Genomic DNA, 19,090 nt, shown 5'->3' with positions numbered 1-19,090 from the left:
GCTTATCTGAACACGAGGGTATACCGTCCCACAGCCCGGGCACGCCTTCGCCGACCCCGGCAGTGGTTCGTCACAGGTGATACACGTCGCTGGGGTCAGCGCCGAGTCGTCTTTCTCCACTTCGTACCCGTGCGATTCCTCCACAGCGAGATTGAACTCTTGGTCCGACAGGTGTTGGTAGGTCGTTTCCATCACTCGCGAATCCTGATTGTGACCGATGAGGAACTTCACCTTCGAGTCGTCCATATCGTAGTCGCGTTTACATGTCGTCACGAAGAAGTGCCGGAACGCGTGAGGGTTCACGTCCTTCTCAACGTCCGCTCGATCGGCGAGTACTTTCAGCCGGGTCATGAGTGATGTGCGACCGAGATAGTCGCCCGCAGACACACCATTCGGCCGGTTCGATCCCGGCAGCCCGGTGATGAGGTAGTCGTCGGGATCACCGGTCGGGTGTGAGCGTGTCCATTCACAGACGGCTTTCTGTGCGCCTAGTAGCGGTCGTTTCTCGCCGATCTTGTCGGCTCCCTTGAGTCCTAAATCATCGGTGTTCAGCCGGTACCGGCCGCTTTCCCCCTCTTTGGGATCCACGTCTTTCAGCCGAAGGGTTTGGATCGCTCGGACACGTTGGCCCGTGTACGCCAGCATATCGATGAGGCACTGGTCGCGCCAGTTGGAACACGCGCTTCGCATCGCCTCCACGTCGTCGCCAGTGAGCACGTCCTCCGGCTCGATCGTCCCGTTCGGGTTCTCGACTTTGACGAACACGATCCCGTCCGGGTCCGCGCGGGCGGCGTCGCCGTGGTAGCGAAGGAATTTGATGAGCGCCGACTGTCGCTGTTTGATCGTCTTGTCCGCGAACCCGTCGTCCTTCCACGTCGCGAACTGTTCGTTGAACGTGCCGGTCGACACGTCGAGTAGATCGTCGTCGAGTTCGTCCGTGAGCAACCGCAGCGCGCGCCCGTAGGACACAAGCGTCGACGCCGCTTTCGTGTCGATCTTCCCGTTCTTGGTGTGTTGATACCCCAAATCCTCCGGATCAAGCGCGCGGAGGAACTCGGTGATAGCGTCGGCGTCGCCGTCCGGAAGTTTGGACACGCGCTCTTTTTCGGATTCGTATCGGTGTCGCGGATCCGTTGCTCGTCCCATACTCCACCGTCTCATGCGAACATCTTGTAATTTATCCAAGACCATATACGTATGAACCATAAGTTCCTCTCGGCGGTCGCCGAGGGCGGCGAGTTCTCGCCGTCGTTCGCGGAGGGGTACGAGGTTCAGAAGACGCTCGACGCGATCGAGCGCTCCGACGAGCGCGGCGAGTGGGTGTCGGTGGAGTAGGTCGCGGCTCGGTTCGATTCGTCCTCGCGCTCGTCAGAACCCACCGCCGCCGCCGAGCGGGTCCGCTCCCGGCTCCTCCTCGGCCCACTCGCTTATCGCCGAGTCCTCGCCGTCGTAGGTGCCGAGGGTCTCGCGGGTGTCGAACGCGACCGGCTCCCAGACCACGTCGAACTGCTCGTTCCCGGTCGCGTTCGGCACGACCACGCGATCGCCGGGCTCGACGACGCCGTCGCCGGGCCAGGCCCCGAACTCGACCTCGCCGTCGGGGTCCTCGCCGCGCACGTACAGCTCCTCGGCGGCGACGGGGTCTGGCCCGGCGGCGACGACGACGATGTCGCCGCCCTCGCGTTCGACCTGGAACTCCGCGTCCGGCGGCGCGACCCCGTCGATCAGGCCGAACATCGCGGCCCCGACGATCGCCAGCAGCAGGACGACGACGCCGACGAGCAGCCCCGTGCCGGCTATCGGGGTGAACCCCCGCTCGTCGTTCCGAAAGGCGCGCATTCGACTACCGCTCCGCCCGGCCCGGTATAAGTGTTTACCCGCCGCTTATCAGACAGGAGAACGAGCTGACGCCGACGCCGACCCGGCGAGGCCGACTCTCCCGTCGTCGGTCCGGGCGGGCGTCGCTCCCGAACCGGAACCCCGTTATTCCACCCGGCCGAAAGGCGCACGTGACTTCGTGGATCGACGATCCGGCCGGGGGGCGGGCGCGGGGACCGGGCGGGCTCGCTCGCGCTTGGGTCGAGGCGCTCGGCCGGCCGCGCCGCCTCTTCGCCAACGGCGTGTCGCCCGGCGATCAGGCGCCAGCGCTGACGTTCGCGGTCGCCGTCGCCGGCGCGTTCACGCTCGGGTGGGTCGTCGCTGACCCCACCGCAGTCCCCGGAATCGTCGTCTCGGTGCCCGTCTCCGCGCTCGTCGCCTTCCTCGTCGTGGTCGCGCTCGCGGCCCCGGTCGGGCTTCACCTGACCGCGGCGGTCGCGACGGTGAGCGTGATCCTCGCCAGCGTCGAGGTGCGCGACGGGCTCTCGCTCCGCGACCGCGGCGGGGTCAGCGAGACCGTACAGGTCGTCGCGTACGCCAGCTCGCCGATGGCGCTCGCCGGGCCGCCGGTCCCGGCGCTGCGGATCGCCTGCGGCGCGTACGCGGCCGCTCTCCTGCTGATCGGGTTCCGCGTCGTTCACGGGACCTCGTGGCCGCGCACGCTCGTCGCCGGGATTCCGCCGGCGCTGCTCGGCTACGGCGTCGGCTACCGCGTGATCGCGTCGGCTCGAACCCTCTTCGCGTGAGCCGCCCGGCGGTCGCCGAGGCGGCCGAACCGGTCGCGGCAGGGCCGGGCCGAGAGTCGCCGCGGCGACCGTTTCCGCCGAGAGGCTCCCGCGAGGCTTTCGACAACCGTTTTAGGCACGAGGCTCTCGGTGTACTCAAATGGGATCTTGCATCATCTGTGGCGTCGACGTCGACGGCGGCGGGCGTATCTGCGACCCGCACCAGGAAGACGTCGTGTTCGACTACCGCGGAAACTCCCCCGACCAGCTCGTGTCCGACCGATTCTACCGCGGCGTCGTCGACGGCTACGCCGAGTTCGGCGTGTTCGTCGACCTCGCCCCGGGCGTGACCGGCCTGCTCCACCGGTCCGAGCTGGACCGCCGGCTCGACAGCCTCGACTGGGAGCCCGGTGACGAGGTGTTCGTCCAGGTGAAGGGCGTCCGCGACAACGGGAACATCGACCTCGCGTGGTCGATCCGACAGGCCGACCGCGAGTTCCGCGGCGTGCTCGTTCAGGACGGCGACACGGAGTTCCTCCCCGAGGAGGACGGCGACGACGCGGGCGAGGAGGCGACCGAGGACGACCGCGCCGCCGACGAAACGACCGAAGATGTCGTCGACGAGACGACCGAAAACGAAGGCGCCGTCGACGAAACGACCGAAGACGTCGCTGACGAGACGATCGAAAACGAAGGCGCCGTCGACGAGACGACCGAAGATGCCGCCGACGAGACGGAGGGAGACGCGGCCGACGACGCGACCGGGCCTGACGAGACGGGCGACGCTGACGAGGGCGAGAGCGTCGACGCCGAGCCGGTCGAGGACGCGACCGACGCCGAGGAGTCAGCGTCGAGCGAATCCGAGTCACCCGACGCGACGGACGACGACGAGCCCGACGAGCTCGACGGCGACCGCGAACGCGTCGAGATCGGGACTCTCTCCGAGGCCGTCGGCGACGCGGTGCGGATCGACGGCGAGGTCGTCGGCGTCCGACAGACCGGCGGCCCCACCGTCTTCGAGGTGCGCGACGAGACCGGCGTCGTCGACGTGGCGGCGTTCGTCGAGCCGGGCGTCCGGGCGTACCCGGACGTCGAGGTCGGCGACGCGGTGCGGATCGACGGCGAGGTCGAGAGCCACCGGGGCGACGTGCAGGTCGAGTCCGAGGCGCTCGTCCTCCTCGAGGGCGAAGACGCGGAGTCCGTCCGCCGCCGGCTCGCGGAGGCGCTGACCGACGAGGCGCGTCCCGAGGGGCTCCAGCCGCTCGCGGGCGACGAGACGGTCGCCCAACTCGCCGACGGACTGCTCGACGCCGCGGAGGCGGTCCGCCGCGCGGTCCTCGAATCGCGCCCGATCGTCGTGCGCCACCCCGCCACCGCCGACGGCTACGTCGCCGGCGCGGCTATCGAGCGCGCCGTGCTCCCGCTGATCCGCGACGAGCACGCCAAGAGCGACGCCGAGTACCACTACTTCACGCGCCGCCCGCTCGACGACCCGGTGTACGGGATGGACGCGGCGACGAACGACGCGACCCGCATGCTGCAGGACCGCGACCGCCACGACGAGAAGCTCCCGCTGTTCCTCCTCGTCGGCACCGGTTCGACGGTCGAGTCCGCCGACGGCATCGACCTGCTCTCCGTCTACGGCGTCGACGCGGTCGTCGTCGACGCGGAGGTCGCCGACCCCGAGACCCGCGAGGCCGTCGACACGCTCGTCTCGCCGGAGATCGAGTCGGTCGAGGGCGACCTCTCGACGGGCGCGCTGGTCGCCTCGCTGGCGTCCGCGATCAACGACGAGATCCGCGCGGACCTGCGGCACCTCCCGGCCGTGAGCTACTGGGCCGAGACGCCCGACCGCTACGTCGACCTCGCCCGCGACGCGGGCTACGACGTCGAGCGCGTCGCGGAGCTCCGCGAGGCGGTCGCCCTTGAGGCGTACTACCAGTCGTACCAGGACAAGCGCGAGCTCGTCGCCGACCTCCTCTTCGAGGACGGCGGCAACCTCGCGGCGCACGTCTCCGAGCAGTTCCGCGAGAAGCTGGAGACGGAGGTCGAGACCGCGACCGCCAACGTCGTCACCGAGGCGGTCGACGGCGTCGAGTTCGACGTGCTCGACACCGACGGCTACACCCACCGGTACGACTTCCCGCCGACGCCGCTCCTCCTCGACGACCTCCACCGCCGGCGCGCGAACGGCGAGGCGCACGCGACCGTCGGCATCGGCACCGACGAGCTGTACATCCGAACGAGCGAGGGCGTCTCCGTCCGCGACGTGGCCGAGCGCGCGGCCGAGCTCGCGCCCGCCGCCGACGTCACCACCGCTGGGCTCCGCGAGGGCAAGATCGAGTTCCTCTCGGGCGAGCGCGACGCGGTCGAAGATGCCGTCGTCGCCGCCGTGGCCGAGGCGTTCTGAGCGGGGCACCGCCCCGGTCGCGCTCGGCGAGCGCACTCACCGCCGCGTGAACGGTCCCGGCGGGAGGATGAGATCGTCGAGCTCGGAGAGGTGTTTCACGTTGAAAACGACCTTCAGCTCGTCGCTCAGCGGGTAGCCGTTACACGAGAGCCGGAACCCCCGCTCGGCGAGCTCGTCGGGCATGATGTGGTTCGCCGGCTGCGAGAGCTCCCCCTCGACGAGGTACACCGCGCAGTTCGCGCAGGCGCCGCCGCGACAGGAGAACGGCCACTCGAACCCGCGGTTCTCCGCCGCCTCTAACAGGCTCTCGTCCGGCTGGACGAGCAGGCGCCCGTGCTCGGCCGCGCCGAGGTCGGCGTGCGACGCCCGCCGGAAGAGGTCGTCGTCGTCGAGCGACCAGCCGTAGTCGGCGAGCGCGTCGTAATCGAGGAACTCGACGCGGGCCGGCTCCACCTCGGCGGCGTCGCCCTCCTCGTCGGTCAGGTCGACGTCGGCGGCGGCGACCGCACCGTCGTCCCCGTTTCCGTTCCGCTCCCGCTCGTCGAGCTCCCGATAGGCGCGCCTGACGAGTTGGAACTCCTCGAGCGTCCCGCCTCGGTCCGGGTGCGCCTCCTTCACCCGGTCGCGGTAGGCGCGCTCGATCGCGGCCTCGTCGGCGTCCTCGTCGATTCCCAACACCTCGAACGGCGAGACCATTCCCTACCGAGACGTAGTCGAGTGACGCACATAAACGCCCCACAAGGCGGCAGCGCGGGGAGGCGAACCGGCCGGGGGTCGGTCCGCGAGTCGATGGTTTAAGAGCCGCGGCGCCGAGGGATCGCGTAATGGGAAACGCGGACTTACGCGACCTCGCGGCGATCCGGGACGTCGCCTTCGACGACATCGAGGGGAGCGTCGTCGCGGTCGACGCGCACAACTGGCTGTACCGGTACCTCACGACGACGGTGAAGTGGACGGCCGACGAGAAGTACACCACCGCCGACGGCGTCGAGGTCGCGAACCTCATCGGCGTCGTCCAGGGGCTCCCGAAGTTCTTCGAACACGACCTGATCCCGGTGATGGTGTTCGACGGCGCCGTCACCGACCTGAAGGCCGACGAGGTCGCGGACCGACGCGAGAAGCGCGAGCGGGCCGAGGACCGGCGAGCGGCGGCCGAGGAGCGCGGCGACGCCGTGGAGGCCGCCCGACTGGAGGCCCGCACCCAGCGGCTTACGGACACGATTCAGGAGACGACGCGCGAGCTGTTACGCCTGCTCGACGTGCCGGTCGTCGAGGCCCCGGCCGAGGGGGAGGCCCAGTGCGCGCGCATGGCGGCGGCCGGGGCCGTCGACCACGCCGGAAGCGAGGATTACGACACGCTGCTGTTCGGCGCCCCGACGACGCTCCGACAGCTCACGAGCAAGGGCGATCCGGAACTGATGGAGCTCGCGGCGACGCTCGACGAACTCGAACTGGACCGGCAGGGGCTGATCGACGTCGCCATGCTGTGCGGCACCGACTTCAACGAGGGCGTTCACGGCGTGGGGCCGAAGACCGCCGTGACGGCGGTGAAGGAGCACGGCGACCTCTGGGGCGTCCTCGACGCGCGCGGCGCCGAGATCCCGAACGCCGCGGAGATCCGCGAGCTGTTCATGGACCCGCCGGCGGCCGACGTCGCCGTCGACGCCGACGTGAACCCCGACGTGGAGGCCGCCCGCACCTACGTCGTCGACGAGTGGGGCGTCGCGGCCGACGAGGTCGAGCGCGGGTTCGAACGCATCAGGGAGTCGCAGGTCCAGACCGGACTCGACCGGTGGTCGTGAACGGCGGGGCCTCGGCGGTCGCGATCCGCCGCGCCTCCCCGCGTTGCGGACGAGCGGAGCGGCGAGAAGCCGGCGCGGTGGCCGCGAACATACCTTTTATTTCCCCTCGCGGGAAGGGAGAACCACACGTGTCGTGGACCACTTCTCGACCGCGGATCCCGCCGGTCGGCGTCTCCCGGGGGCGGGCCAGCCGCGACCGCACGGCGCGGACGTGCGGGTCGGACCGAGTGTCCCACGACGACCCCTTTCACCAATGAGCTTCGAAGTTCCCGACGAGTTACGGTATCTGGAATCGCACGAGTGGACCACGACCGGCGGCGACAGCGTCCGCGTCGGCGTCTCCGACTTCGCGCAGGACGAGCTCGGCGACGTCGTCTTCGTCGAACTGCCGGAGGTCGGCGACGAGGTCACCGGGGGCGAGCCGTTCGGCGTCGTCGAGTCGATCAAGGCCGTCTCGGACCTGTACGCCCCCGTCTCGGGCGAGGTCGTCGCCGTCAACGAGGACCTGTTCGACCGCCCGGAGCTCGTCAACGAGGACCCGTACGGCGACGGGTGGATGATCGAGATCGACGCGGTCGACGGCGGCGACGCCGAGGGGCTCCTCGACGCCGACGAGTACGACGCGCAGATCGCGTAGCGAACCGGACGGCGGAACGGACAGAGCGGGACTCGCCAGCGGACACACGACAATGAGAACCTCACCCTTCGACGGACGATCCGGTACCGGACGACAGAGCGACGGCGGGCGCGCGGGAGCGGACCGACGTACGGGAGCGAGCCGACGCGCGGCGGGCCGACGCGGGGGATCGGACCGATGAGCGGAACGAGCGGCACTCCGTACGCGCCGCACACCGACGAGGAGACGGCGGCGATGCTCTCGGCGATCGGCGCCGAAGACGAGGAGGCGCTGTTCGACATCCCGGACGACGTCGCCTTCGACGGCGATCTCGGGATCGAGCCGCGCACGGAGCGGGAGATCCGCGCGGAGTGTTCGCGGATCTTCGGTCGGAACGACGACCTGACGGAGTTCCTCGGGCGCGGCCACTACGGCCACTACGTCCCGAGCGTCGTCGACCACCTCTCGGACCGCGCGGAGTTCCTCACGAGCTACACCCAGTACCAGCCCGAGATCTCGCAGGGGTTCCTCCAGGCACTGTTCGAGTACCAGTCGATGCTGGTGGAGCTCACCGGGCTCCCGGTCGCGAACTGCTCGATGTACGACGCCGCGACCGCGCTCGGCGAGGCGGCGACGCTCGCGGACCGGGTCCGGTCGACCTCGGGCGACACCGTCCTCGTCCCGGAGCAGCTCCGCGAGGGGAAACGCGAGGTGCTCGCGAACTACTGCGCCGGCGCCGACCTCGCTATCGAGCCGTACCCGATGGCCGACGGCAACGCCGACGTCGACGCCCTCGCCGAGCGCGTCGGCGACGACGTCGTCATGGTGTACGCCGAGAACCCGACGGTCCGCGGTTGTATCGAGGAACGGCTCGCGGCGGTCGGCGACCTCGCGGCCGACGCCGACGCGCTGTTCGTCCTCGGCTCGGACGTCGTCTCGTTCGCGGTCCTCGAGGAGCCGGCGAGCGTCGGCGCGGACGTCGTCGTCGGCGAAGCGGACGCGCTCGGGCTCCCGACCGCCTACGGGATGGGGCTCGGGATCTTCGCCTGCAGCGACGAGTTCCTCCGGCAGGTGCCGGGGCGGCTCGTCGGCGCGAGCGAGGACGCCGGCGGCGACCGCGCGTTCACGCTCACGCTCCAGACCCGCGAACAGCACATCCGGAAGGAGCGGGCGACCTCCAACATCTGCACGAACCAGGCGTGGGTCGCGCTCCGGGCGGCGATCCACGCGGCGGTGCTCGGGCCGGACGGCCTCGTCGACCTCGCGAACGACTGCGTCCGCGAGTCGGCGGCGCTCGCCGACCGGATCGACGGGCTGAACGGCGCCGTCGCGCCGGTCCACGACCGCCACCACGTCCGGGAGTTCGCCGTGCGCGTCGACCAGCCGGCCGCGGCGATCGCCGAGGACCTGGAGGCCGAGGGCTTCGCGGTCCACGTCGTCGACGAGCATCTCCTGCAGGTGTGCGTGACCGACCTGAACGCGGCCCGGACGGACGACCTCGTCGCGGCGTTCGAGGAGGTGATCTGAGTGATCCACGACCAGGCCAGCTACGACCGGGACGACGAGGACGTCCGGGAACCGCTGCTCTCGGAGAAGGGAGAGGCGACCGTCGACGTGACCGCGGATTCGCCGCTCCCGGACGACCTGACGCGGGACGAGCTCACGCTCCCCGCGCCCTCCGAGCCGGAGATCGCCCGCCACTACACCCGCCTGTCGCAGATGAACTGGGCGATCGACTCCGGCCCGTACCCGCTCGGGAGCTGCACGATGAAGTACAACCCGAAGTTCACCGAGGACGTCGCGGCCGACCCGAACGCGGCGGTCCACCCGGACCGCTCCGAGCGGTCGACGCAGGGGAACCTCGAGCTCCAGTACCGGCTCCAGGAGCTCCTCGCCGAGATCGGCGGGATGGACGCCGTGACGCTCCAGCCGCCGGCGGGCGCGGCCGGCGAGCTCACCGGTATCCTCGTCGCGAAGGCGTACCACGAGCACCACGGCAACGACCGCTCAGAGGTCGTGATCCCGGCCTCGGCGCACGGGACGAACTTCGCGACCGCCGCGACCGCCGGCTACGACGTGGTCGAGCTTCCCTCCGGCGACGACGGGCGGGTCGACGTCGAGGCGCTGGATGCGGCCGTCGGCGACGACACGGCGGCGCTCATGTTGACCAACCCGAACACGGTGGGGCTCTTCGAGCGCGACATCACGGAGATCGCCGAGATCGTCCACGACGCGGGCGGGCTGCTCTACTACGACGGCGCGAACCTCAACGCCCTGCTCGGCCGCGGTCGACCCGGCGACATGGGGTTCGACGTGATGCATTACAACGTCCACAAGACGTTCGCGACCCCCCACGGCGGCGGCGGCCCGGGCGCCGGCCCGGTCGGCGTCGTCGACGAGTTGGCCGAGTTCCTCCCCACGCCGCAGGTCCGCGAGAACGAGAACGCCAGCAGGTACGAGCGCTTCGAACCCGCCAACACCATCGGGAAGGTCCACGGCTTCACCGGCAACTGGCTCGTCCTGATCAAGGCGTACGCGTACGTCGCCCGACTCGGCGACGAGGGGCTCTCGGACGCGTCCGCGAAGGCCGTGTTGAACGCGAACTACCTCGCCGAGCGGATCGACCTGGACGTGCCGCACGGCCCCTTCCACCACGAGTTCGCGGCGACGGCCGGCGAGCGCGACGCCGCCGACGTCGCCAAGCGCATGCTCGACTTCGGCGTCCACCCGCCGACGACGAAGTGGCCGGAGATGGTCCCGGAGGCGATGCTGACGGAGCCGACCGAGATCGAGGGGCAGTCCTCGCTCGACGACCTCGCCGAGGCGTTCAACCTCGCGTACGCCGACACCGACGAGGCGCTCGACGCGGCTCCGAACCGGACGGCCGCGAGCCGCATCGATCAGGTCTCGGCCGCGCGGAACCCGCGGCTCTCGTGGCAGGCGCTCGACGACGAGTGAGAGGGAGCGGCGGGGGGTCGACCGATTACGGATCCGTCACCGGGACGCCGGTCCGCTCGGAGCCGCGGGCCGCGTCGCCGTCGCCCCCGTCGTCGAGCCCGTCGATCGACGAGCCGGGGGCCCGGAGCGCCGATCCGGAGCCGGGACCGTCGGCGTCGAACGGCGGCCCCTTCTCCACGAACCGTCGTAACACCTGCCCCTCGGCGCGATGGAGCGTCTCGCTACAGGTCGACTTGGCGATGTCGCGGTCGGCGGCGAGCTCGGTGAGCGTGCACTCCCGCGGCGTGTCGTAGTACCCCGCCTCGACGGCGGCGCGGACGAGGTCGCGCTGCGTCTCGGTGAGGACCGGGGTCGGCTCGTCATCGCCGGTCGACTCGACGGTCGCGCCCGCGGTCGCGAGCCGGCGCCCGAACGCCGAGAGCCGCTCGCGATCGTCGATCACCGCGAGGGTCGCGCGGCCGTCGGCGACCTCGACCGGCGACTCGATCGGGACGCCGGCCCGGCGGGCGGCGGCGACGTACGACGGGGGCGGGGCGGCCACGCGGGCGACCGTCTCCGCCTCGCTCTCTCCGACGATATCGACGTCGTCCACGCGGTCGTGACCGCGGAGGGCCTCGACGGCCTCGACGCGGCCGATCCCCGTCGCCGCCAGCCCGGTGACGTCGCCCTCGTCCCCCGCCACGGTCCCCGTGACCCGGAGCGACGCGTCGGGGGCGGAGCGGGAGGCCTCGCCGAGCCAGGAGTCGGCGGGGAGGTCGAGCCGCAGTCGCGTCCGGCTCATCGGTTCCCCCTCGCGGCGGCCTTCGTGCCGTCGTTTCTTGACATTCGTCTGACGGTACGGCGCCTCGCTCCCTCCCGGTGTCCCTTCATTCGTTTCGATCTTAAGTAGTCGGTCGGCGGCCCGAGATCGTCGAGATCGGTGCATCGAAGTCGAGCGCGGCCGACCGGCCCCACATGGAGACGACGGACGCGTTCACCGGACTCTCGTGTGTCGACTGCGGGGAGACGTTCGACGCGGCGACGGCGACCCACCGCTGTCCCGACTGCGACGGGATCTTGGACCCCGCGTACGACTACGACCGGATCGACCTGACGCCCGCGGCGCTCGCGGAGCGGCCCTTCGAGTCGATGTGGCGGTACGCGGACCTGCTCCCGTTCGCGCCGGAGACCGCGGTGTCGCTCGGGGAGGGCGCGACGCCGCTCGTCGAGTGTCCCGCGCTCGCCGACGCGATGGGCGTCGGGCGGGTCCTGCTGAAAGACGAGGGCGCGAACCCGACGGGGACGTTCAAGGACCGCGGGCAGTCGCTCGCGATGACGGCCGCGCACCAGCACGGCGCCGAGGCGGTCGCGCTGAACAGCGCCGGCAACGCGGGGCAGGCGGCGGCCGCGTACGCCGCGCGGGCGGACCTGGACGCGCACGTGTTCCTCCCGTCGCGGGCGGGATTCACGCAGAAGGCGATGACGGAGGTCCACGGAGCGGAGCTCACCGTGGCCGGCCCGATGGACGGGAACTCTCAGATCGGCGACGCCGGGGCCGCGTACGCCGAGGCGATGGACGACCACCCCGACTGGTACTCGACGAAGACGTTCGTCACGCCGTACCGCCACGAGGGGAAGAAGACGATGGCGTTAGAGCTCCTCGAGCAGCTCGACTGGGAGGCGCCCGACGGCGTCGTCTACCCCACCGGCGGGGGCGTCGGGCTGGTCGGGATGCACAAGGCGGCCCGCGAGGTCAGCGATCTGGGGTGGACCGACGGGCTCGTCCCGATGTACGCCGCGCAGGCGGCCGGCTGTGCGCCCGTCGTCGACGCCTACGAGGCGGGCGCCGACAGCCACGAGCCCGTCCCCGACGACGAGGTCGACACGGTCTGTAACGGGATCGCGATCCCGGACCCGGGCGCGAGTCACCTGATCCTGGACGCGGTCAGGGAGTCCGACGGCGGGGCGGTAGCGACGACGGACCGGGAGATCCTCGACGCCGCGGTCGATGTCGCCCGGACGGAGGGGCTGGAGGTCGGCGCGACCTGCGCGGCCGCCGTCTCGGGGGCGTTCGCGCTCGCGGAGTCCGGGGAGTTCGGCCCCGACGACACCGTCGTCCTGCTGAACACCGGCGCGGGCAACAAGGACGTCGACGCGCTCCGAGCGCACCTCGGCGAGCGCGAGGCGGCCGCCGAGAGCGGAGCGGAGGACGTCTGATCGCCCGAGCGACCGGCGGCGACGCCGCTTCGTCGGTCGAGCACCGCTCACATCTCCCAGTAGTCGACGTCGCCGTCGGTCTCGTAGTACCCCTCCAACGAGCGCTCCTCGCGGCCGCCCGGGGGCGAGCCGACGTAGACCCCGAATGTACCGGAATCGGGATACACCGTCACGTCGGGCTCGGTCATCGTCGACAGCGCGAGGTACCGCACCGGCTCGTCGCCATCGTTGACGACGCGGTGCGCGCCGGACTCGTCGGCCGCGAACGCGACGTAGTCGCCCGCCTCGATCGCTTCCGTCTCGCCGCCGTGCCGGAGGGTCGCCTCCCCCGCGAGGACGTAGAGCGCCTCCTCGTTGGCGGCGTGGTAGTGGTACGGCCACGACTTCGCCCCGGCGGGGAGCTCGTAGAGGCTACAGCCGATCCCCTCGCCGCCGGCCGCCTCGGCGAGCTGTTTCCGCCGGAACCGGGTCTCGCCGCGGTCCGTCTCCGTCCAGTCGAGCTCGTTCTCGGTAACGCGTCCCATGTGCGCGGCTCTCGGCCGGCGAGCAAAACGGTTTGGGGGGTCGCGCGGGTCGGCTCGCGGCGCCGGGCGGCCGCCGAACCGGAACCACTACGTCGGGCGGTCGCCACCCCTCGCGCATGGAACTCGGCGTCATCGGACTCGGGCGGATGGGGCAGATCGTCGTGAACCGGTCGCTGGCGGCGGGTCACGACGTGGTCGCGTTCGACCTCTCGGCGGAGGCGACCGCGACGGCGGCGGAGGCGGGCGCGACGCCCGCGGACTCGCTCGACGACCTCTGCGACCGGCTCGGCGAGGAGAAGCGGATCTGGCTCATGGTGCCCGCCGGCGACGCGGTCGACGCCACCCTCGCGGACTTGGAGCCGCACCTCGACGGCGACGACGTGGTCGTCGACGGGGGGAACTCTCGGTTCCACGAATCCGTCAGGCGCGCCGAGGAGACGGACGCCGCCTACCTCGACTGCGGCACGTCCGGCGGCCCCGCCAGCGCCGAGGCGGGCTTCTCCCTGATGATCGGCGGCCCCGAGTGGGCCTACGAGGCGCTCGTCCCCGTCTTCGACGCGGTCGCGACCGGGCCGGACGGCCACGACCGGATGGGCGAGTCGGGGTCGGGCCACTACGTGAAGATGGTCCACAACGGCGTGGAGTACGCGCTGATGCAGGCGTACGGCGAGGGGTTCGAGCTGCTCGCCGAGGGGCGGTACGACCTCGACATGGAGTCGGTCGCTCGGACGTGGAACAACGGCGCCGTCATCCGGTCGTGGCTCCTGGAGCTGTGCGAGGAGGCGTTCCGCGAGGAGGGGTCCGACTTGGGCGACGTCGCCGACCGCGTCGCCGGCGGATCGACCGGCACGTGGACGGTCGAGGAGGCGCTCGAACAGGAGGTCCCCGTCCCGCTCATCTACCAGGCGCTCGCCGAGCGGTTCGACTCGCGGAACGAGGGTCGCTTCTCTCGACGGCTCGCCAACCGGCTCCGGTACGGCTTCGGCCGTCACGAGGTCGCGCGGCGGTCGGACGGCGCGTAACGGCCGGCCGGCTCCGATTTTTTAGCGGCCGTCGCGGGGCGGTCGATTATCAACGTCACTCACGCGCCGGGTAACGCTTATATACTACCGTGCCAGAGGTTATCACGCATAGCATGTTCGAGCGATTTTCCAGCGGCTACTACCTGGGGGAACTGTACGTCGAGCCCCACGACGGCGACCGCGCCGTCATCCGGCGGGCCGACCACGAGCAGGTCAACGAGCAGCTCTACGCGGACGGCGAGGGGGTAGAGCGACTCGACGCGCCGCTCGTGATGAAGGTCGGCGCCGGTCACATCCCGGTCGCCGGCGACGACGACGTGCCGAGCGGGACGCTCGCGCTCCCCCACGAGCTCGCGGACGAGACCCTCCCGGACCGGAAGAACGTCCTGCTGGCGGACGCGGATCGGGCGGAGGCGCTGTTGCGCTGGGAGGGCTGGGAGCCACACGTGAACGCGTGATACGAGAACGGTTCTGTCGATTCCGTTTTCTGTGGCGTCTGCGCTCCAGTTAGTGGTTTATAAATAATCGACCGCGGATCGGCGGGAAACAACTCCGAAGCCCCAGTCGCGAAGACGGCGCAGGCGACGTAAGCACCGCAGGGAGCGAGTGAAACGAGCGACTGAGGAGCGCAACGAGCGTGCGCCGTCTTCGCGACTGCCCCTTTGAGTCCCACCCGACCGCACAGCGACCGCACCTCACGCCTCCCCAGCCTCGTCGGTCGCCCTCCGGGCGACCGACTCCCTCGCACCGGCGGTTCGCGGCCCCCCGGGCCGCTCACCGGGGCGCGCCACCGCCGTTATTTATAAGTCATTCCGCGACTACCCCGCCACAGACGCACCTTTTAGGTCGCCGGGGGTCGCCGTTCGGGTATGATCGACAGGCTGCTCGGGCGCGCCGAGCTGAAGGAGAAGATCGCGGAGTTGGAGGAGGAGAAGCGCCACCTCGAACGCCGGGCCGAGGCCGAGGAAGAGCGCCGCTCGGACGCGGTCGCCGACCGCCAGCGCGCCGAGGAGCGCGTCAACGAGCTCGAACACCGGATCGAGTCGCTGGAGGAGCGACTGAGTCGGACGGAGGGCGCGGAGGCGTCCGTCGAGTTCCGGCGCGTGAGCGACGCCCGCGGCGACCGCCTGACCGACATCCTCGACCGGTTTCGGGCGGTCGAGAGCGACGACCCGGAGGGGCTGCTCACGGCCTTCGTCCCGAGCGACGACGCGGTGCCGACGAGCGTCTCCGACTGGTTCGGTGACCGAGCCCGACTCGTCCGACGGGCCGCGCCCGCGGTCGTCCTCGCCGACGACTCGGGCGCCGTGAGCGCGGCGATCGCGCCCCCGATCGCGCCCGAGCCCTTCGACCGGTGGGACGACGCCTTCCGACTGGAGGAGACGTGGTTCCGCCCGACCGGCCGGTTCGCCTTCGCCGTGGTCCGCTCCGACACGTTCGCGATGGGCACGTACGAGGGGACCGAGCGCGTCGCCTTCGAGGGGTTCACCTCCGACGTGAAGGAGGCCCACTCGAAGGGCGGCTTCTCGCAGGGGCGCTTCGAGCGCCGCCGCGAGGGACAGATCGCCGACCACCTGAAGAAGGCGAGCCGCGAGCTGGCCGCCGTCGCCGACGCGGACGACGTCGACCGCGTGATCCTCGTCGGCGAGCGGAGCGTGCTCGGCGAGGTGCGCGACCACGCCGACGTCACCGACGTCTCGGACGCGACCGGGAAGCCGAAGGCCGCCCTCGAAGACGCCTTCCGCGACTTCTGGACCGCCCGGATCCACGGGATCTGACGCGGTCCGTGGACGCGGACGCGAGTCCGCCGCGACCGGTGGTATGCGGATTATAACTATGTCTCTCGAAGGCGAATTATGGCGTGGAGGGACAACACACGCTCCCTCTCCCCCCCTCGTCGATCGGCTTTTTTATGTCTCGCGTCCGGGCTCGGGAGCGACGCGTGTTCCCGCCGAGAGGAACAGGCATTTGTCGGCGTCGCACGGTGGTGGATCCATGACACGGTCGGGGTCGGATCCCGCGGTTCGGTCTGTTCTCGCCGTCCTCCTCGTCGCGATGCCGCTCGCGGCCGCGCTGCCGGCCGCCGGGAGCGCGGCGGTCGGGGAGCGTGCGGGCGCTGCCGAGCACGTCTCCCACGGATCGGTCGGTCCCGCGTCGCTCGACGGGGGCGAGAGCGTCTCGTCCGCCGCCGACCGAGCCGCTCGGACGGCTCAGGCCGACGACTCCGACGCGATCCGCCTGCGAAACGAGCTGTTCGCGACCGACGAACGCGGAACGGTCGGGGTCACGACGCGGGCGGAGATCCCCGACCGCGTCACGGAGCTTCGAGTGACACTCCTCAGCGCGAACGACGCCGCGGTCGAGCCCGACGGCTTCGAGCCGGCCGACGACGCCGGCGCCGACGGATCGACGTGGGCGTGGGACGGGGAGACGGCGACCCCCTCGCTCACCTACGCGATGGACGCGAACGACACCGTCGAGGAGGCGGGCCCGCTCGGCGCCCGCGGCTCCTACCGGTTCGTCGACGCGGGCGAGTGGGCGCTGGTCCGGACGCCGCGGACGAGAGCGAGCTGGTCGTACACCGGCCGGTACGACGGACAGGTCCGGCTGACGCGCGAGAACGCCGTCGACGGCGAGGGAGTCGCATCGCAGGCGATGGCGTTCCTCGGCCCCTACGAGGAGCACGTCCGCGAGGCCGGCGGCCAGCGCTACCGGCTGATCGTCCCCGCGGCGGCCGACCTCGAAGCGCCTCCCGAGGAGGTGTTCGGCGTCTTCGAGTCGGCGTCGACCGCGCTGCAGGTCGGCGCGCGAGACGAAACGGTGTTCGCGGTGGCGGCGCCCACCGGCGACGTCGGGTGGGGCGTCCGCGGGCTCCAGGTCGGCGACGCCGACTTGTGGGTCCGGGACGCGGAGCCGGCGGGTACCGCGACCGACGTCTGGACCCACGAGTACGTCCACACCGGGCAAGCGTACCGGACCGACGCGAGCGGCCGGTGGATCACCGAGGCGAGCGCGACCTACTACGCCGCGCTGTTCGCGCTCGACCGCGGCGCCGCCGACTTCGAGGAGTTCGAGCGGACGCTGGCGCGCGGCGAGCGCGACCCCGACGCTTCCGCGGTGCTCGCTGACCCCGGAACGTGGGAGCGGAACCCGGACTACACGAAGGGGGCGCTCGTCGCGGGCGAGATCGACCGTCGGCTCCGCGTCGCGACGAACGGGAGCGCCTCGCTGGCGACGGTCCTCCGCGAGCTGAACGCCGCTGACGGACCGGTCACCAACGAGGATATCCTCGACGCGATCGAGGCGGCCGCGGCCGAGGGGGCCGACGCTGAGACCGCGGCGGCGGTCCGCGCCGAGGCCGAGCGCCTGACGACCACGCGGGCGACGGCGGAGACGTGGGACCGCGGGGCCCACGCCGAGGCGTTCGGCGAGACGCCGGCGCAGGTCGGCTACGCCCTCGCCGACGACGGCGTCCGGGCGACCGGCGAGTACCGCGACCGTCCCGTCGCCCGCGGCCCCGTGGAACTCGTCGCGGGCGAGACGCTCGCGGCGGCGGTCGACGTCGCCAACACCGGCGGCGTCGCGGGCGAGTACGACCTCGCGCTGACCGTCGACGGCGACGCGGTCGCGACGCGGACCGGCACGGTCGACGCGGGCGCGGAGACCACGGTGCGCTTCGAGCGCGCCTTCGCGGAGCCCGGCGAACACGCGGTCCGGGTCGCCGGCGAGCGGCTGACGGTCGTCGTCTCGGAGCCCGCGCCGCCGTCGGTTCGCGGCGTCTCGACCGCCGCAGAGCGCGTGACCGCCGGCGACCCGGTCCGCGTCACCGCGACCGTCGGAAACGACGCGAGGCTCCCCGCGGGCGCCGACGTCGAGTTCCGCGTCGACGGGGAGACGGTCGCCACCGCGCCCGTCAGACTCGATTCCGGCGACCAAACGACCGTCGCTCGGAACGTCACGCTCGGGGAGTCGGGAGGCACCCGCGTGATCGGCGGCGATCGGGAAGCGAACGTGAGCGTCGTCGGCCCGGTCGACGGGGCGTCGACGACCGTCACCGTCGAGCGGAACGGCCCCGTCGCCGGCGCGACCGACGACGGCGTCCCCGGGTTCGGTCCCGTCGCCGCCGTGCTCGCGCTGATCGTCGCCGCCGTGACGTTCGGCCGGCGCCGCCCCTGATCAGAATGGGGCGTCGGGCCCTTCGTCGGTCCCGCCGTCGCGCTCGTCGGCCTCGCCGGCCTCGCCGCTCTCCCCGTCCGTCGTCTCTAACTCGCCGACGTCGCGCTGCCACGCTTCGACGCCCCCGCGGAGGCTCTCGACGCGCGCGTCCCCGATCCCGGCGTAGCTCCCGATCAGCTGTGCGGCCTGCCGGCTGGCGATCCCGTGCGGGCAGACGGTGACGATCCGCGAGGCGCCGGTCAGGCCCTCGACGCGGGTCGTCAGCTCGGGGAACGGAACGCACTCGCTGCCGGGGAGGTGGCCGCGGTCGAACGCCCGCCGGTCGCGGATGTCGACGATCCGGAGACCGCCCTCGTCGTCCTCGCTCCCGTCCGCGTCGCCGTCGGCTCCGTCCTCTTCGTCGAGAAGCGCCGCGAGCTCCTCGGGGTCGACCTCACCGTCCATCAGGGGAGCGGGCAGAGGCTCGCCGTGAGCACGGCTCGCTCGTCGGTCTCGTTGCGCGCGCCGTGGACCTCGCCGCGCTCGTTCGGGACCACCGCGGGCGCCGAGAGCGCCTCCTCGGCGTCGTCTCTGACGACCGTCGGCTCCCCCTCGATAACGTGGAAGACGTTGGTCGAGTCGGCGTGTTCGTGCGGGTCGACGGCGGCGTCCGGGCCGAGGACGAACGCCTTGACGAGCACGTCGTCGGTGACGACGAGCTCGGCGGTCTCCACCTCGCCCGGCGCGGGGTCGAGGTCGGCGACGGCGTCCGCGTATCTGTCGAGCGTCATGCCTCACGGTGGT

At 71.4% G+C, this 19,090-nt stretch carries 18 protein-coding genes and 1 pseudogene; 12 read left to right on the top strand and 7 right to left on the bottom strand.

Translation table 11 applies throughout. From position 1 onward, the window contains the following. The coding region (locus tag DJ75_RS03765; RefSeq protein ID WP_094522673.1) for a tyrosine-type recombinase/integrase at positions 1-1,146 on the bottom strand (1,146 nt) is incomplete at its 3' end. Positions 1,147-1,200: 54 nt separating this feature from the next. Between DJ75_RS03765 and DJ75_RS03760 the strand changes: the two are divergent. Further along, a pseudogene (locus DJ75_RS03760) lies at positions 1,201-1,335 on the top strand (gfo/Idh/MocA family oxidoreductase); the annotation flags it as partial. Between the two features lie 33 nt (positions 1,336-1,368). On the opposite strand, the gene DJ75_RS03755 reads toward DJ75_RS03760, so the two are convergent. Further along, positions 1,369-1,839, bottom strand: coding sequence for a type IV pilin (locus DJ75_RS03755; RefSeq protein ID WP_094522671.1), 471 nt, complete (start codon positions 1,837-1,839; stop codon positions 1,369-1,371). A gap of 170 nt (positions 1,840-2,009) precedes the next feature. Between DJ75_RS03755 and DJ75_RS03750 the strand changes: the two genes are divergently transcribed. After that, positions 2,010-2,624, top strand: a complete 615-nt coding sequence (locus tag DJ75_RS03750) for a YIP1 family protein (RefSeq protein WP_094522669.1) — start codon at positions 2,010-2,012, stop codon at positions 2,622-2,624. Between the two features lie 139 nt (positions 2,625-2,763). After that, a complete protein-coding gene (locus DJ75_RS03745) occupies positions 2,764-5,013 on the top strand; it encodes an OB-fold nucleic acid binding domain-containing protein (protein ID WP_094522667.1) in 2,250 nt (749 codons plus the stop codon). Positions 5,014-5,049: 36 nt separating this feature from the next. Here the strand turns inward: DJ75_RS03745 and fer are convergent, their stop codons facing one another. After that, on the bottom strand, positions 5,050-5,709 hold the full coding sequence (gene fer / locus DJ75_RS03740; RefSeq protein WP_094522665.1) for a ferredoxin Fer: 660 nt from the start codon (positions 5,707-5,709) through the stop codon (positions 5,050-5,052). Positions 5,710-5,837: 128 nt separating this feature from the next. On the opposite strand from fer, the gene fen reads away from it, so the two are divergent. The 4 genes from fen (at position 5,838) to gcvPB (ending at position 10,389) form a co-directional block, all read left to right on the top strand. Next, positions 5,838-6,815 (top strand): flap endonuclease-1, encoded by a 978-nt coding sequence (gene fen / locus DJ75_RS03735; RefSeq protein ID WP_094522663.1) that lies wholly within the window; start codon positions 5,838-5,840, stop codon positions 6,813-6,815. A gap of 253 nt (positions 6,816-7,068) precedes the next feature. Next, positions 7,069-7,452, top strand: coding sequence for a glycine cleavage system protein GcvH (gene gcvH / locus DJ75_RS03730; RefSeq protein WP_094522661.1), 384 nt, complete (start codon positions 7,069-7,071; stop codon positions 7,450-7,452). A 177-nt stretch (positions 7,453-7,629) separates the two neighbouring features. Beyond that, a complete protein-coding gene (gene gcvPA, locus DJ75_RS03725; RefSeq protein ID WP_094522659.1) occupies positions 7,630-8,958 on the top strand; it encodes an aminomethyl-transferring glycine dehydrogenase subunit GcvPA in 1,329 nt (442 codons plus the stop codon). Beyond that, positions 8,959-10,389, top strand: coding sequence for an aminomethyl-transferring glycine dehydrogenase subunit GcvPB (gene gcvPB / locus DJ75_RS03720; protein WP_094522657.1), 1,431 nt, complete (start codon positions 8,959-8,961; stop codon positions 10,387-10,389). It begins immediately after the preceding gene. A gap of 25 nt (positions 10,390-10,414) precedes the next feature. Here gcvPB and DJ75_RS03715 read toward each other — a convergent pair whose 3' ends face one another. Continuing rightward, positions 10,415-11,170 (bottom strand): helix-turn-helix domain-containing protein, encoded by a 756-nt coding sequence (locus DJ75_RS03715; protein ID WP_094522655.1) that lies wholly within the window; start codon positions 11,168-11,170, stop codon positions 10,415-10,417. A 173-nt stretch (positions 11,171-11,343) separates the two neighbouring features. Here DJ75_RS03715 and DJ75_RS03710 point away from each other — a divergent pair, with 173 nt between their 5' ends. Continuing rightward, a complete protein-coding gene (locus DJ75_RS03710; protein WP_094522653.1) occupies positions 11,344-12,585 on the top strand; it encodes a threonine synthase in 1,242 nt (413 codons plus the stop codon). Between the two features lie 47 nt (positions 12,586-12,632). On the opposite strand, the gene DJ75_RS03705 is transcribed toward DJ75_RS03710, so the two are convergent. After that, a complete protein-coding gene (locus tag DJ75_RS03705; protein WP_094522651.1) occupies positions 12,633-13,109 on the bottom strand; it encodes a cupin domain-containing protein in 477 nt (158 codons plus the stop codon). 32 nt (positions 13,110-13,141) lie between these two features. On the opposite strand from DJ75_RS03705, the gene gnd reads away from it, so the two are divergent. The 4 genes from gnd (at position 13,142) to DJ75_RS03685 (ending at position 18,307) form a co-directional block, all read left to right on the top strand. Further along, entirely contained in the window at positions 13,142-14,131 is a 990-nt protein-coding gene (gene gnd, locus DJ75_RS03700; protein ID WP_343124404.1) for a phosphogluconate dehydrogenase (NAD(+)-dependent, decarboxylating), read from the top strand. A 113-nt stretch (positions 14,132-14,244) separates the two neighbouring features. Next, a complete protein-coding gene (locus DJ75_RS03695; protein ID WP_094522647.1) occupies positions 14,245-14,589 on the top strand; it encodes a DUF5802 family protein in 345 nt (114 codons plus the stop codon). 411 nt (positions 14,590-15,000) lie between these two features. Then, complete coding sequence (locus DJ75_RS03690; protein ID WP_094522645.1) at positions 15,001-15,909, top strand: Vms1/Ankzf1 family peptidyl-tRNA hydrolase; 909 nt, start codon at positions 15,001-15,003, stop codon at positions 15,907-15,909. 217 nt (positions 15,910-16,126) lie between these two features. Then, positions 16,127-18,307 carry a PGF-CTERM sorting domain-containing protein gene (locus DJ75_RS03685; protein WP_094522643.1) on the top strand — a complete coding sequence of 727 codons (2,181 nt, stop codon included), beginning with the start codon at positions 16,127-16,129 and terminating at the stop codon, positions 18,305-18,307. On the opposite strand, the gene DJ75_RS03680 is transcribed toward DJ75_RS03685, so the two are convergent. After that, complete coding sequence (locus DJ75_RS03680) at positions 18,308-18,751, bottom strand: rhodanese-like domain-containing protein (protein ID WP_094522641.1); 444 nt, start codon at positions 18,749-18,751, stop codon at positions 18,308-18,310. Next, a complete protein-coding gene (locus DJ75_RS03675) occupies positions 18,751-19,077 on the bottom strand; it encodes a cupin domain-containing protein (RefSeq protein WP_094522639.1) in 327 nt (108 codons plus the stop codon). Before DJ75_RS03675 ends, DJ75_RS03680 begins: the two co-directional genes overlap by 1 nt. Positions 19,078-19,090: the final 13 nt, after the last annotated feature.

Source organism: Halorubrum sp. Eb13 (assembly GCF_002252895.1).
In the GTDB taxonomy this organism is placed as follows: Archaea; Halobacteriota; Halobacteria; order Halobacteriales; family Haloferacaceae; genus Halorubrum.
Note: the sequence above shows the minus strand (reverse complement) of the source record. Positions and strands in the feature narration are given on the sequence as shown.

Bases quoted from the DNA above. Each gene is read 5' to 3' on its own strand.
- DJ75_RS03755 (WP_094522671.1), bottom strand. From the start codon at position 1,839: ATGCGCGCCTTTCGGAACGACGAGCGGGGGTTCACCCCGATAGCCGGC.
- DJ75_RS03745 (WP_094522667.1), top strand. From the start codon at position 2,764: ATGGGATCTTGCATCATCTGTGGCGTCGACGTCGACGGCGGCGGGCGT.
- fer (WP_094522665.1), bottom strand. From the start codon at position 5,709: ATGGTCTCGCCGTTCGAGGTGTTGGGAATCGACGAGGACGCCGACGAG.
- fen (WP_094522663.1), top strand. From the start codon at position 5,838: ATGGGAAACGCGGACTTACGCGACCTCGCGGCGATCCGGGACGTCGCC.
- gcvH (WP_094522661.1), top strand. From the start codon at position 7,069: ATGAGCTTCGAAGTTCCCGACGAGTTACGGTATCTGGAATCGCACGAG.
- gcvPA (WP_094522659.1), top strand. From the start codon at position 7,630: ATGAGCGGAACGAGCGGCACTCCGTACGCGCCGCACACCGACGAGGAG.
- DJ75_RS03715 (WP_094522655.1), bottom strand. From the start codon at position 11,170: ATGAGCCGGACGCGACTGCGGCTCGACCTCCCCGCCGACTCCTGGCTC.
- DJ75_RS03710 (WP_094522653.1), top strand. From the start codon at position 11,344: ATGGAGACGACGGACGCGTTCACCGGACTCTCGTGTGTCGACTGCGGG.
- DJ75_RS03705 (WP_094522651.1), bottom strand. From the start codon at position 13,109: ATGGGACGCGTTACCGAGAACGAGCTCGACTGGACGGAGACGGACCGC.
- DJ75_RS03695 (WP_094522647.1), top strand. From the start codon at position 14,245: ATGTTCGAGCGATTTTCCAGCGGCTACTACCTGGGGGAACTGTACGTC.
- DJ75_RS03690 (WP_094522645.1), top strand. From the start codon at position 15,001: ATGATCGACAGGCTGCTCGGGCGCGCCGAGCTGAAGGAGAAGATCGCG.
- DJ75_RS03685 (WP_094522643.1), top strand. From the start codon at position 16,127: ATGACACGGTCGGGGTCGGATCCCGCGGTTCGGTCTGTTCTCGCCGTC.
- DJ75_RS03680 (WP_094522641.1), bottom strand. From the start codon at position 18,751: ATGGACGGTGAGGTCGACCCCGAGGAGCTCGCGGCGCTTCTCGACGAA.
- DJ75_RS03675 (WP_094522639.1), bottom strand. From the start codon at position 19,077: ATGACGCTCGACAGATACGCGGACGCCGTCGCCGACCTCGACCCCGCG.